Annotated in this window: 7 protein-coding genes; all 7 read left to right on the top strand. The window is 62.6% G+C overall.

The window, feature by feature from the left end; all coding sequences use genetic code 11:
- Positions 1-331 precede the first annotated feature (331 nt).
- The 7 genes from FDP13_RS12735 (at position 332) to FDP13_RS12705 (ending at position 15,003) form a co-directional block, all read left to right on the top strand.
- On the top strand, positions 332-631 hold the full coding sequence (locus FDP13_RS12735; RefSeq protein WP_012768437.1) for a PAAR domain-containing protein: 300 nt from the start codon (positions 332-334) through the stop codon (positions 629-631).
- 2 nt (positions 632-633) lie between these two features.
- Positions 634-1,053, top strand: a complete 420-nt coding sequence (locus FDP13_RS12730) for a GPW/gp25 family protein (protein WP_012768436.1) — start codon at positions 634-636, stop codon at positions 1,051-1,053.
- 82 nt (positions 1,054-1,135) lie between these two features.
- Positions 1,136-5,227 (top strand): baseplate J/gp47 family protein, encoded by a 4,092-nt coding sequence (locus FDP13_RS12725; protein WP_143839580.1) that lies wholly within the window; start codon positions 1,136-1,138, stop codon positions 5,225-5,227.
- 61 nt (positions 5,228-5,288) lie between these two features.
- Entirely contained in the window at positions 5,289-6,116 is an 828-nt protein-coding gene (locus FDP13_RS12720; RefSeq protein ID WP_143839579.1) for a hypothetical protein, read from the top strand.
- Positions 6,117-6,118: 2 nt separating this feature from the next.
- The gene (locus FDP13_RS12715; RefSeq protein WP_143839578.1) at positions 6,119-8,614 is read left to right on the top strand and encodes a hypothetical protein; all 2,496 of its coding nucleotides are present in this window, start codon (positions 6,119-6,121) and stop codon (positions 8,612-8,614) included.
- Entirely contained in the window at positions 8,611-12,342 is a 3,732-nt protein-coding gene (locus FDP13_RS12710; RefSeq protein ID WP_143839577.1) for a contractile injection system tape measure protein, read from the top strand. Before FDP13_RS12715 ends, FDP13_RS12710 begins: the two co-directional genes overlap by 4 nt.
- Before the next feature lie 201 nt (positions 12,343-12,543).
- Positions 12,544-15,003 carry a hypothetical protein gene (locus tag FDP13_RS12705; RefSeq protein WP_143839576.1) on the top strand — a complete coding sequence of 820 codons (2,460 nt, stop codon included), beginning with the start codon at positions 12,544-12,546 and terminating at the stop codon, positions 15,001-15,003.
- Positions 15,004-15,419: the final 416 nt, after the last annotated feature.

Here is a 15,419-nt window from a genome sequence, read left to right as displayed (position 1 = left end):
ACAACCTGCCATGCCGTTTTAAAGAAAACAGATTGCAAATTTGGGAGCGTCCATATACGCGGCGAAAGCCCGTGCCGCGTCTGGAACGCGTCACGGGCGGCCCGAACAGCGAAGGCGAACGCCGAAGGGACCGCGTTAGCGGCACAGTTTAGCCACACAGCCAGTGGTCAAGGAGAGGCGGCGTTTGAGCCTCTCCTTGTCGTGCGTGCGACAACGTTACAAGGAAAGACAGTGCTCATCCGGCACGAAACCGCGCAAGGCTTAGCCATAAACCAATAAATTATCAATGCAATCCGGCTGCTTGCCGCAGCCAGCAACGAGGGAAATAGTTATGCCACCCGCCGCCCGCCTAACCGATTTACATGCCTGCCCGATGGTGACGCCGGGGTTGCCGCCGGTGCCTCATGTCGGCGGGCCGGTGATCGGCCCCGGTGTGCCGACGGTGTTGATCGGCAAGCTGCCGGCGGCGGTGCTGGGCGATAACTGTGTGTGCGTCGGGCCGCCGGACGCCATCGTAAAAGGCTCCGCCACCGTGCTGATCGGCGGGAAACCCGCCGCCCGTCTCGGCGATACCACCGCCCACGGCGGCAACATCGCGCTGGGCGACTTTACCGTATTGATAGGAGGGTAACCGTGGATAACGATAACGCGTTTCTCGGCACTGGCTGGGGGTTCCCGCCGCAATTCGATGCCGCCACCCAGAGCATCGTCATGGCCAGCGGCGACGACGATATCCGGCAAAGCCTGGCGTTGCTGCTCTCCACCCGGCCCGGCGAACGTATCATGGCGCCGGAATACGGCTGCGATATTCAGGGCATGGTATTTGAAGACCTCACCCTCTCCACGCTGACCGACATAAAAAGCCGGATTGAGCAAGCCATCCTGTTTTTTGAGCCCCGTATCCGGCTACAGGCTATCGCCATCGATAACCCGCCGGCTCCCGACGGCACCGTATTGATTCGCCTTGATTACACCCTGATCGCCACCAATACCCGCAGCAACATGGTGTACCCGTTCTATTTGCGGGAAGGCACGCTGGTCGTCGCGCCCTAGCGGATGTTGCCCGCCAGCGCCGTTTGCCCCCTATCCGACCCTGTTTAATCTATCCGACCCTGTTTAATCGAGACCGATGCCCATGACCGTACACTGGAATCCACCGTTGCCGCCCCCCGCCGCTTCGCAACGCCGGCGCCTGCCGCCCGCGCTGGAAGAAGGGGCGTTTCTGGCCGATGAAATGTCGTTTGAAACGCTGCTGGTGCTGGCCAGCGACATCGCCGCACAGCTGAGTGTCGACGCCGGCAACGGCCCGACGGCAGGCAACTGGCAGACGCTTTTCGCCAAAAGCGAAGTCACCGGTATGGCGATCATCCTGTCGTTCGACACCGCACTGGAACAGAGCCGGTTTCGCCAGGCGCAGTCGCACGGCATGGGTAACACGCTGGCTTACCTGATTGCGCTCTACGCCAATCTCGATCGCTGGTATCGCGCCTTCCTTCCCGTCCACACCACCAGCGCCGACCACATTAAGCTGACGATCCAGACGATCCTGAAGGCACAACTGGTGAGGCCGTTCCAGTACGTGGTGATTCTGGCGCAGGCGCTGGACGGTTACCGCCAATCGTTGCTGGCCGACCCGCGCCTGACGGCGCTCGACCCGCTGTGGGGCATTCGCCATGACAACGGGCGGTTTATCGCCAGCGAGCAGCAACAGTTGCTCCAGCAGCAGTTGCCGGGCATCCAGGTGCTGGAAGAGCAGCTACAGCTCTGCTTTTCCGCCGCGATCAACGCCGTCAGCCAGTTGCAGGCCGACTGCCGAAGCCATCTGCAGCAGGCGCTATCCCATGCCGACCACTCGCCGGAAGTGGCGCTCTACCTGACGTTTCTGACCTTGTTTACCCGGGCGCAGGCCCGGCTCAACCGGTTCACCCCCCGGCATCTCGACTTTTACTACCGCCGGGTGCTGCGCCAGCAACCGCAACCGCTCGCGGCCGACGCCGTATTTCTAAAGTTAACGCTGGAATCCCCCTCGGCAGCGCCGGTATTACTTGAACGCGGCGTCGTTTTCAGCCACGGACAGGATGCGCGGCTGCACGACAGGCTTTATTGCAGCGATCAGCCGTTGCAGGTCACCGACGCCGAAGTCAAACAGGTGCATTCGCTGTTACTCAAGCGCGACCCGCTGATGTCGCCGGAACGAGAGTTGGATTTCATCACCGCCATCCACAGCGACAGCCTGTGGCCGTGGGACCATCAACAGCCCCGCTCCCGTACCTTGCTGTCGCTGTTTGGCGAAACGCCGGCGTTGCAGCGCCATCCGTCACCGTCTGCGCCGGGTTTCGCCATCATCGACCCGGTGCTTTACCTGCCCGAAGGACGGCGACAGGTCAGCCTCACCGTTACGCTGGTCGATGCACAACGGTCACAGTTGGCGCAACAACTCTACTTGCTACGGGATGCCGCCTCTGCGGCGGTACTGCGAAAGCGGCTGACAACGCTACTGCTGACGCTGGCGCACGCCATGGCGCCGTTACTGCCGGACGACGCCGCGCCGGCGCTGCTGGATGCGCTGACGGCGGCGTTATCCTCCCGTCAGTTGCAGGCGTTGCAGCAGAGTGATGACGACGACGCCATCAGCCTGTTGTACCAGTATTTTTTGACCGGTGTACTACGCCAGACCCAGGACCCGACCTGTTACTGCCGGGCGCTGGGGCATCTGTTCAGCCGTCAATGCCTGAGCCGCCGCCGCTGGCTCAATGACGAAGAGCAACGCCGCATTCTGGCGCGCAGCCGCCAGTTACTGCCCGCCGCCAGCCAGTTGCTGCTGGAAACGTTGTTCAACGGCAACCGCCAGGCCAGCTTTTACCGCCTGTGCAGCGAGCTGTTCACGCTGCGCATCAGCACCGAAAACGGCTGGCAGCCCATCACCGCGTATCGTCTCCATCCGCTGCGCGACGACGACGACGGCCGGTACGGTTTTCGGCTGACGTTTACCCTGTTGCCGGGGTTCGACGCGGTGATCCCCTGCGATCCGGCGCTGCACGGCGACATCTGGCGTTATCACGCCCCGGCACTGCAACTGGCCATCAAACCGGAAACGCCGTTTTTCCCTTACTCGGTATTGCGTGATTTTGTGCTCGGCCCGCTGACGCTCAGCACGCAGGTATCCGGCGTTCGAACGTTACAGCTCTACACCCCGGATGGTCAGGCCGACGCCGGCAAACTGTTTTATCCCTTCGGCGCACAACCCGTCGGCCAGTCGGCGCTGACGATCGCCAGCTACGAATTGGCCCGCAAGCAGGTGCAGGAGGTGACGCTAGCCATCGACTGGGCCAATCTGCCGGGCGGCAGCGGCGGTTTTCGTCAGCACTATCGCGGTTATCCCGGCGATGACGATAACCGCCGCTTCAATGCACAGCTCTCGGTGCTGCGCGAAGGCGAATGGCGCCAGGTCGGTGCCCCGACGGCGCTGTTTGCCGAAACGGCCGGCAGCGAGCGGTTACGCCCCGACATACAGCTGTATGCCGACCTGAAACAGACGTTTCAGCCGACCCGCCCGGCCATCGACGCCGACGATTTTCGCTTTGACCACACCAGCCGCAACGGTATGCTCCGCCTGTCGCTATGCGAGCCGGAACACGCCTTCGGTCATCATCAGTACGCGTTATTGCTGAGCCAAACGTTGCTGCACAACGCCAAACGCCGCACACCGCTGCCGTTGCCCAATCCGCCGTATACCCCGGCGATAAACCGGCTGACACTCAGCTACCGCGCTTGCTCACGCCTGTTCCCCGGACGCGCCGACCCTACGCCCGCGCCTGATAGCCATCTGCTGCATCTGCATCCGTTCGGCCACGAGGTGCGGTATCCGGCGGCCAACGGCGACGACGCGGCGCGCGCCGTCACGTTTTTTCCCCGCTACGACGATGACGGCAGCCTGTTTATCGGGCTACAGGCTTCATCGCTCACCGGTATGCTGAACCTGTTTTTCCAGCTTGATGATCAGGCCGCGCCCACCGCTATCCGCCATCGGCAGGCGTTTCAGTGGTGTTATCTGGTGGATAACGTCTGGCGCGAGTTACCGCCGCATCAGGTCATCGCCGACACCACCTGCGGTTTTATCACCTCCGGCATCATCACGCTGGAGATCCCGCCGGACATCAACGATCGCCACACCATCATGCCGGACACACTTTATTGGTTGCGGGTGAGTACCCGGCAGGGCATCGGCGAATACGCCAACTGCCTGCACGTCGCCACCCATGTGGTGCGGGCACGCCGTCAGTGGCCGCAAGGGCAGGACGATGACGACGTCACGCCGCCGCCGGCCGCCGAGCCCGGCTGGCGGGCGCTGTCCCCACCGGCCGGGCTCGGCCCTATCAGCCTGATGCTGCCGCTCAACGACGGTGCGCCGCGTGAGTCCACCCGGCAATTCCGCCAGCGCGTCAGCGAACGACTGCGCCACAAAGGGCGGGCGTTAACCGGCTGGGACTATGAACGACTGGTGCTACAGCACTTTGCGGATATCGAGCAAGTGCGTTGTTTCCCCCATACCCGTTTCGGCGTTCCGGGTCATCACCCCGGACAGGTGTTGCTGCTGGTGCGCCAACGGCATCCGCCCTGCCGGCACCAGCCCTGCGATGCCCTGCACACCAGCGCCGCATTGCTGCACCGGATACAAAGCTGGTTGCAGACCATCGCGCCGCCGGGCGCCGACATTGCCGTCCGTTCGCCGGTGTACGACAGGGTTCAGGTACGCTGCACCGTCGCCTTCCAGCCAGGGCACCATCCGGGGCAGGCGCTGCGCCGCCTGAACCGTGATATTTCCGCGTATCTCTGCCCGTGGCGCGAAGACGGTATCAGTCAGGGCTTTGGCTTCCCGGTGGCGCTGCATCAAATCGAGTCGTTCATCGCGCATCTGGATTACGTGCGTTTCGTCACCGGCTTTTCGCTGATTACCCTGCGCCAGCGCAGCGCCGACACGCACGACAGCCGGGCGTTGCAATGGCAACTGTTTGACAGCGCGGCAGGCGCGCCGAAAAACAATACCGGCGTTCCCGCCGCAAACAGCCCGCATCTGACCGGGCTAAGTCCGCGCTATCCCTGGAATATTATCCTGCCGGTTGAACAGCATGACCTGCGGCTCAGCGCAGATCTCAGGCCGTTGCCGCCGGAAAAAATCGGTATTGGCGATCTGATCATCGGCGACAGCTTTATCACCGTCCGGTAATCCGTGATGACGGCACGCCCGGTGCGCCAACACGGCAGACAGCGAAACAAGGAGTAGGTAAGTGGCAAAACGAAATCGCGGCACCTTGAAAAACTACTTCCGTCAGGGCGCTATGCCGTCGGCCGAACACTTTGCCGATCTGATCGACTCGTCAATCAACGCCCTCGAAGAAGGGTTCGATAAAACGCCGGAACACGGGGTGAAGATCGCGGCGTTGGAGCCTCACGCCAGACTGATGACGTTTTACCGCGACAGCGATCCCACGCGGGCGTTGTGGTCGGTCGGCCTGCAACCGGACGGCGATCAGTTGCGAATCCACCGCCACCCAAGCGATGAGCGGGACAACACGGCGGATACCGATCCGCTGCTGACGCTCACCCCGGATGGCCGGGCGGGTGTCAACACCACGGCACCGCGCCACGCGCTTGATGTCAACGGGGTGATCGGTGCGCAAGGGCGGGCCGGAACGCAATGGGCCGACAGGCTGCCCGCCGACGGCGAATGGCACGATCTCACGCCGAAACTGGAAGGGTGCCAGGCTTTTGAGGTGGTGGCGGGCGTCGGTATTCGTCATTCCGGACGCTACGCGCTGATCCATGCCATCGCGCTGAATACCTGCGCCCCCAGCGGTTTTTGGTTCAACCTGTTCGGCCGCAAAAACCGCATCAGCGCCCGCCACGCCTATTACCATTCGCGGGCCGACAAGCTGACGCTGCGCTGGCGGCGCGACGACACGCCCGCGCACGGCCAGGACGGCGTGCGCCCTTATCGGTTGCAAATCCGCACCCACACCGGCTATGGCGACGGCATCGTGATTCGCTATCACCTTACCCGGCTGTGGCATGACGCCTACATGCACGACTGCCTGCTGCCGACGGACGAGGAGTGAATATGGCGCAACCGTCATTTATTCCACGGCAAACGCCGCTTGACGACCCCGACGGCGTCGCCAGCCTGGTGCGCACCGGGCTGGCGCAACTCCAGCGGCTCAGCGGCAACCGCTGGACCGACTACAACCTCCACGACCCCGGCGTGACGCTGCTGGAGCTGTTGTGCTTTGCCCTCACCGACTTGATGTATCGCGCTGATTTCGACGTCGCGGATTATCTGACGCAACCCGATGGCCGGCTCGATTTCGCCGCACAGGGGCTGATGCCGCCGGAGAGGATTTTTCCGGCGCGCCCCTGTACCCGGCAGGATTATCAGCGTGTGATACAGGATGCGGTGGACGACGTGGAGCGGGCGTGGGTCACGTCGGATGCCCAGGGCCGCCACCGGATCGACCTGCTGCTGAGCGAATCGGCGCGTCAACGTTGCGAGCACTATCCGGCGCTGCGCGACGAGACAATCGCAGCGGTGACGCAGGTTTACCACCGCAACCGCAACCTGTGCGAAGACCTCGCCGACGTTCGCATCATCGATAGCCGCGGGCTGACGCTGTACGCCGATATCGAGCTGCAACGCCACGATAATGCCGAGGTGCTGGCGGCGGAAATTTACGTGCAGGCCGTTCAGTGGCTGCGCGGCGAAAGCGTCAGTAACGGCAGCGTAACGGATGATCGTCACGATGAGGCGTCGTTGATCGACGATCACCCGACGCCCGACGCCGACCCGATTGCCGTCGCCAAACCGGTATCCGCACTCTATACCCGGCTCATCAGCATTGAGGGCATCAGCCACATCCGGCAATTACGGTTGCTGCCGTCGTCGGCTGACGAAGCGGCCGCCGACGGTGCCGTGACGCATCTCAATCCCGGCGACTGGTTCCTGCTGCCGAAAAAGCACGACGACATTCACCTCAGCCTGACCCATCAAAGCCATCCGCTGCCGATTGATTTCAGCGCCATGAGCATCCGGCTGGTGCGGCGTCAATTGCAAAGCGGCGCCCTGCGTGAGCAGATCCGCCGTCAGGCCGCCGCGCTGACCCCGCCGCCGCAAGGCCGCTGGCGTGCGCTGGCGGACTATCGCTCTATTCAGGCGCTGTTTCCCGCCGTCTACCGGCTGGACGCCCCGCGCTTTCCTGCCGCGATGAACCAGCAGGAACAGCGCCAGATACAGCAATTTCGCGGTTACCTGCTGCTGTTTGAACAACTGATGGCTAACTTTTGCGCCAATCTGGCTAACCTGCGCGCCCTGTTTTCGCCCGCCCTCGACACCGGGCGCAGTTATGCCTTCGGCCTACTGAGCGATGAGCAGTTCCGCGGGGTGGATGACCTCTACCCGGACGACGCGGCGTCGCGCTTTTCCGCCCTACTGGCCGCTATCGACCACTATCCGGACCGCAAAGGGCGAGTGCTCGACTACCTGCTGGCGTTGTACGGCGAAACACTGGACGCCCGGTTGTGGCATCAACCGGGCGATGCATCGGATGACGATGCCCACAACCACCGGCAGCTTGATTATCCAAGCCGGTTTATTCAGTCCATCGATCACCTGACCCGCGATCGCGGCGCCGGTTTCAATACCTGTCGGCCGATGACTCACCGTAAAAATCGCGGCGGGTTCACCGAGCGCGTCGCACTGCTGCTCGGTATGGATGATGCCGGGGCCTGGCCTTATAGCCAGACGCTCGCCCGGCAGGGGTGGCGGTTCAGCGACGCCGGCGATGTGCCGCATCACGCCGGGAGCCCATCACCGCTGCAATCGCTGGACCGGCCCGCGCTCGACAGGTTGCTGGATGTCCCGTTGCGGGAAGCGCCCGCGCCCGGCAGCGCCGAAGCGGCGGCAACGGCACGCGATCTACACGCACTGTGCCGCCATTTGTTACCGGTCACGCTGTTGCAACACGGCGTGACGCTGGCGCGCTACCGTATTGCGCCGCCGCGCACCGGCAGCCGCTATCAGGCGTTGTTCCGGCTATCGCCGACGGCGGACGCACGCAACACGCAGTGGCTGTATCTGGGCGACAGCAGCCGGCCGGCGCAACTGGTGCACTTCATCAATCAATTACGCCGCACGCTGATCCAGCTAAATCAACAGTGCGAAGGGGTGTATGTGGTGGAGCATCTGCTGCTGCGCCCGACGTTGCATCCCGGCCACCTTGGCGGCGACCGCTTTAACGGGCAGCTCAGTCTGATCCTGCCCGGATATACCGCCCGTGGCGGCGATCCGGTCTTCCGGGGGCAGGCGGAGGCACTGATCGCCCGTCAGTGCCCGGCGCATCTGTTGCCACGCTGCCACTGGCTCGGTCTGGATGCCATGAACGCGTTCGAACCCTTATGGCTGGCCTGGCTCGACGCCCGGCGTCACTTCCCCGGTCAGCCACCGTGCGACGAGGCCGCCGCCCGGCTGATGGCGTTGTTGCAATCGTTGAATTCGCCCTCGCCCTTGTCTCAACCCTCATTTTCTCACCCCCTATTTTCTCAACCACAAGGACCGGACGCATGACGCAGCCACACCGGATTCACACCGCCAGCCTGACGCTCAATTTTTGCCATCCGTCCGAGGCGGAACGATTCGAGCGCGATGCCCCGCATTTCGTGCAACACCAATTGTTGCCGTTGATTGACGCGCTGTTTGATCAGTCTTCGCCGCCGCATCAACTGTGGGTTATCGACCAGCTAACGCTCGATCTGGGCGCGCTGCCCGCGTCGGATCTGGCATCAGCGCTGCTGGCGGCGCTACGACAACAACTGGCGGAGGCGTTGCGCGCACAGCAACCTGCCGCCGCACCTGCCAGCCACACGCACGAAGCCGAGACGACGGAAATACAGATACTGGACGGCCCGGCGGCACAATGGCGTCAGCTACAGTTTTTCCTGCAACACGGCGTGATGCCCTGGCATTATGCCGATCGGCACGGCTGGCGGCAGGCCACCCACCACCGGCACTGGCTGGCCGATGCCGTGCGACGACATTACGGCGACGTCAACCGGTTACTGAGCGCCAGCGCCCGACCGGCCGACCTGCTCGCCCGGCTGGTATCGCAACTGCCGGCCACCGCGCTCCACAGTTGGCTGGAACAATTGACGCCCGCCCATCAGGATATGGCGCTGTGCTGTCTGGCGGCGCAACCGGAACCCGAGGCGATGCCCGCCACGCTGCGGGGGCGGTTGCATCGCTACTGGCACCGGCGCATCCATCAGGCATTAAGTCGGCACCGCCTGCACCAGGAATTACTGCCCGTCTGGGCGACGCTGCTCGGCACCCAGCGCCCCCGGTTTCTGCTGGCGTTGTATGCCTGCGGGCAACAACCCGATGTCGTACGCGCTATGGCGCAGGCGCTGGATGACAACGCGTTCAATGACTTGTTGACGCTGCTGGCGCCACAGGCGCAGCCGTTTATTCAGCAGGTGCTCGGGCAGCCGGCATGGTTTAGCCGGCCCGACGAGGTGAGCGCAGCAGAACAGCAGCCCTCGCCGCATCCACTGTTGCGGGAATTCACCCTGCATTACCTGCTGGTACAACGCGGCGGCCAGTTCAACAAACAGCGTTACATGGCCGGGCTGATCGGCCGGCTGGCGGCGCATCACAATATGGAGCGAACCGACGTGCTGCAAACGCTCTATCTGCGCCTGGCTGCCTGGCCGGGCGAACGGGCGCTGAAACAGCCGTTGCTGTCGCTGCTGACGACCTTGTGGGGAGAAATGGCTCCGCTTGCCCGACCGCTGCCGCGCCGGTCGGCGTTCATGCCGGGCGCACAGCCGGTACAGCGTCGGGCAACGGTCTGCGTCATCACCGGGCAACCCGACGCCGATATCGACGCCCATCTCCAGAGGCTCCGGCGCCAATGGGCCGCCGCGCTGCAACAGGCGGATGAGGCGGCGCTGAATCAGGTGTGGCGCCAATGCCCTCCGGCGATGCTATCGCTGCTACGCCCGGAATTGATCGCCAGTGGGCAGCAGAGCCAGTTGCGTCAGCGCTGGGCGGTGCGTTTTTCCGCCACGGCGCGTTATCGCCTGTTGACCTTGCTGGAACCGGCAGACGCCCCCTTTATCCGCGACCTGCTGGAAGAGGTGCGCGTCGGCCAGTCGGCTATCGCCGCCCGCTCGCCTCAGTCGCCCGGCGACCCGCTACTGACGCATAGCCTGTGGAGCCTCACGTTCAGCTACCTGCTGGCCGGGCGCGGCGGCGAGTTTAACCGCAACAGTTATCTGGAAACGCTGCTGCGGCAACTGGCGGCGCACCATAACCTGTCGCATTCGGCGTTAGTCGACGCGTTGTTGCAGCATGTACGCCATACCCCGGCCGATACCGAGGTACGCCGGGCGTTACTCTCGTTGCTCCACCGCCTGCACGACGACGAAACGCCGGCCGCAACACCGCTCTCGCCGCCGTCGCCGCCCACACCGCCACCCGCTGCGGCACCGGGCCGGATCGATGCCGATTTCCCTACGTCGCCGCACCCATTACTGGATGCCGTCTGCTACCAATACCTGCACGAGGTCTTGGTCCACGGCGATCCGGCACGCCGTTATGTCTCGCCGGACCGGGCGCGCGCCGCATCAGCGCCTGCCGGTGTCGACCTGTTGCGCTGCCTGCAACAGTTACAGGCTCATCACCCGTTGCTGGTGCAACGTTGGCTGGCGGTTTCGACACACTATCCTGCCGGTTGGCAACGACTGTGCGCGGCGCTGCGTCCGTCGCAGGCTGCCCGGTTGCTGGCGCTGTTGATCATGCTGCGTCAGCCGTCGGCCAGCCTGCGTAGCCTGTCAACGGCGCTCGACAACGTGACCCGACGCCTGAGCCTGGCGCAACAGCAGGCGTTTTATGGGCAGATGATCGCATCCCTCGCCGCCAACCATACGCCGGATTGGGTGGCGATACGCGATGCGGTCAGCCATGCCGATCCGCACGCCGCCATGACGCCGCCACAAACGGCGCCCGCCGACGAGCCGACGGCCACGATACCGGCGCAAACCCAAACACCCCCGCCGCCGACACTGGACGACGACGGCGCGCTAGCCGTGTTGCAGCAGTTCGCCGGGGACGCCCCGGCAACCCTGACCGACCGCGAGATAGCCGCGCTCTGCGCCGCGCTGGCGCGCCTACTGCCTTCACAACCGGAGGCTATCCGCCGCATTTTACTGCCGGCGCTGCATTCCGCCGCGCAGAGCGAACGGCTGGCGACAGCGTTGCCCGACACTCTGCACACCGCCTTACTGCTGCTGTTACGCCGCAGTGATTTTCTGGCGTTGCAGCCGTACGGCCGCTTTATCGCTAACCTCTGTCATCGCCACCCGGCCTACTACGGTGCGTCGCAGGCACTGGAGCATCTGCTCTGGCGCGCGCTGTATCACGCGCTGTTCACTGCCGGTTCATCGGCCGATATCGCCACGTTTATACGCGACTTTCTGCACCAGTTAGCCGCCGACTGGCAAACACGCCACCACACGTCATCACCGGCGGTGTTTTACCGCTTTCTGCTGGAGCAGGCGCAGACTGAGCCGTTACCGGCCACCCGCACGCTGGCCGATCGTGTGCAACGGCTGATTACCGATGCCGGCCTGCATCAGGACACACCGCCTGCCGCTACCGCCACGGCCGTACCGTCGCCCGAACAGACTCTTGCGTTGCCGCCGCCCGCGGACCTTGCCGACAACGACCAGATAGCGCCGCCGGTCACGACCGCCACCTTCCCAGACTGGCGGGGTGACGACGCCCTGCCCGCCGACGAACCGATCGCCATCGCCAACGCCGGGCTGGTGCTGGCCTCGCCCTACCTTGCCCGCCTGCTGACGCGGCTGGCGCTGGCGCAGGACGGCGCGTTTCCCGAGGAACTTGCCCGCTATCAGGCCATTTACTGCCTGCAGTATCTGGTCGACCCGCAACCGTTGTACGCCGAATACCAACTGGCGCTGAATAAGCTGCTGTGCGGCCTGCCGCTCAACGCACCGTTACCGTTAACCATGCCGCCGGACGCCGCCGCCCGCGACACGTTGGACGCCTTGCTGGCAGCCATCCTGCAACACTGGAACGCGTTAGGCCATACCACGGCGGACGGGCTACGTCAGACCTTTTTGCAACGCGAAGGCACCCTGTGGCGACAGGCGGATAGCTGGAAACTGGAGGTGATGCCGGGCCCGTTCGACATGCTGCTCGACCGGCTGCCGTGGGGATATTCGACCATTAAATACCCCTGGATGGACAGGCCGCTGCACGTGGTCTGGCGCTAAACGCGACAGACGGCCCCATCTCACGGATTACCGCCAGGAGCCTATCCCAGTAGGCGTTATTGGCGCAGCCAGTTTGGACTCGGGAAGCCGCGGAGAGACCGGAGCGTACACGCAGTACGTGAGGATTTCGAGCACTGCCCAGGGCCAAAATGGCCAGTGAAATAGCCCTAATGGGATAGGCTCTAAGAGAGAACCTTTAAAATGAGCATTAATCGCATCACCCGGCACAATGCAACGCCGGCGCGGCCGTCGGCATTACGGTTTTCATGGAAAGTACTGTTTTCATGGAAAGTACTGTTTGCGTGGGGAACACTGCTCTCACCGGTCGTCGATGCTGCGCCGATAGCTGTCGCACCGGCCCCCGCCGCCGTAGCACAAGCGCCGGCTTACACCCAGTGCCGTCAGGCGCTGGAACGGATGGATAGCCGACGTTTTACTCATATTACGCAAGATACACTGTCGCTTATTTATCAGGATGACCCGTCGTATCAGGCGGGCAACCCGGTTGCCGACGGGCGGCCCGGCCCCAGGACTCGTCAATGGCTGGCGACGTTTTGCGGCGAGTTCAACATCACGCCGCCGCCCAATAACAACGCCTTCGCCGACACCTTGCTGGTCTCGATGAGCAAGGTGTCGGAGCTGGGTCAGCTCTTTCCTTACTGGCGCAGCCACATGAGCGCACCGGAATTGTTGCAGTGGCCGATGCGGCAAACCATCGCGTTCCTGACGGCGCAGGCCGATGAAGACGCCCCACCGCCGGCAGCAACGCCGTTGCAGTACTACGCGTTAACGGGGGATGACCTGCGCACACTGACGGAGCGCAATGCGATTCAAAGCCAACTGGACGCGCTGGCAGGCTATCAGTTCACCAGTTTGGTGGCGCTGAACAACGCAGTACGCCCGTTGATTCGACAACTGCCCGGCACGCAACCGCGGCCCAACGAGGAAGAGCAGATCCTGCGGCGCATCGTAGACGTCGTGCCAATCAGCGACGGTCTCGCCCATCGCGCCTCACCTTCTCGAACGTCCACACCGGGCGGCAACAGTGCTGCCGGTATGCAGGAGCGAGTCAGGGACGCCAATCCCCGTCCAGACGCCGAGTCCGGCACGCCGGCGGCGTACTCGCTCAATCAACCCGCGCTGGAACAGTGGTATCAGACGCTCAATCTGGTCGCGCCGGATAAAGAGACGCTGGCACGGCTGACCACGCTGAAAGATATGCCGTTTGCCGACCATTATCAGTGGGAGGTGGCGATGAAGCTGGCCGGGCTGAGCCGCCTCAACCCGCAGGACCGGCAACGCATTGAGGCGATCGCCCGCAAAAACGGCGTCCCCACGTTAGCGGCAGCGCCGATGGTCTGGCGCGCCCCCGCTGACTGTGGTTGTGAAGATAGCACCCCAAACATTAACGGCGACGACGCCACCTTCTATGGCTTTTATCCATACTGGCAACCACTGGCCGAGGGACAAACGCTTAACTTTCGCCAACTGGACCGTATCGGCTATTTTTCCGCGGCGATCGTACCGGCTACGCGCGGCCCACAACTGGTGTTGCCGCCCAACTGGCGGGAAAACCGCCCCTATTCCGATTTCATCCGGCTGGCGCACCGCTACCGTACCGCTATCGACCTGGTGGTGTCCTCGCCGAGGGCATTGTCGCCGTCAACGCTCGCCGGCCTGTTCACTCCATCGCTGGTGGCCCAGTTGAGCAACAGCGTGCAGACGCCGCTTGACGGCTGGGCTAACCGGGCCAAGCCCTGGCTCACCTTTGGCGTAAGCACGCGGGATACGATGGCGGACGGCGTCACGCTGGACGTCGACCTGACGCCGCTCGCCGGTCGCGCCGGTCAACTGCGCTTTATTCGCTTTGTGCAGGCATTACGTAACGCGCTCACGCCCGCCGGACACGACGACAATGCGCCGCCGCGCTACGCCATTAACCTGCTGGTGCCGGTGGAATCGCTGCTAAAGCAACAGGGGTTCTATACGCTGGATAATCTGCAAGCGCTGCTGCCGTATATCGACCGGTTTATTCTGCAATCGGATACGCCCGATGGCGCGGGGGAATCGCGCCGGACACGCGACCAGTTGAGCGACCTGCGCCAGTTTCTCAGTCAGCAACCGCAAACCGACGTTGCCGGGCTGTACCGCAAAATGGTGCCTGTTCTGATTACCGACGCCAACCGCCGGCAAATCACCGAACTGACGGAACTGGTGCGCTACAGCAGTTGGAGTTTTCTCAGTGCGGCATACTGGCCGCTGCCGCTCGACGACGCCAGCCAACAACTCATCAGCCGCACCTACTACCCCGTCGCCAGCCTGCCGACCCCGTTGGCGCAGTTGGTTTCCGCCGCCAACGCGGTGATAGACGTCGTCTGCCCCAACCGCTGGGTGCTGCGCCTGATCCTGTTTATCACCTTCTGGGGGATTGTCGTTACCGGGGTCGTCAGCCTGTGGCTGTTTCCGGTACGCAAAGTCACCGAGTCGCTGTGGTTCGCGGGGTTTGTGGTGCTGTTCGCGGCAACGCTGATGCTGGCGCTGGTGGCGGATCCGTACTGGCAGCAATACCAAACGCTAATCTTGCTGCTGTTCGCCGCCGTGGTCGTCGCCATTACCGTGCTGCAACGCCTGCGAAAAACCCGGCGGGAGCGAAATCCGTGAGTACAGACAACCACGCGTGACCAACAATCACTAACACTTTTATTTTTCACATTTGAAGAATTTAATTTCAACAAAAACAATAAAATAAAAATTAAATTACAAAAAAATAAGGCGATGATCTTATTTCAAGATATTCAACAAAGCAAAAAAATTAGTGGAGTGTATTGAATTTAAAATTAAACCTGGAGTTAAATTCTGTTAAAAATGGAATAATTAACACCTGAAAATGTCTGTATTGAGATAAAGATACATTTACTTTTAGCCCATAACCGCTATTGACAGTTTTCAAAAATAAACAATAGTATGTTTCCATATTGTCTTATTAAAGTTGCAATTCTGTATATACCCAAAATAATTCGAGTTGCAGGACAACACGCCCATGTGCTGAACAACGCACCGCGTTACAAAGCTCAATG

The sequence above is a fragment of the Dickeya sp. ws52 genome (assembly GCF_007210685.1).
Classification (GTDB): domain Bacteria; phylum Pseudomonadota; class Gammaproteobacteria; order Enterobacterales; family Enterobacteriaceae; genus Dickeya; species Dickeya chrysanthemi.
The sequence above is the reverse complement of the archived record's forward strand: the minus strand, read 5'-3'. Positions and strand labels throughout refer to the sequence as shown.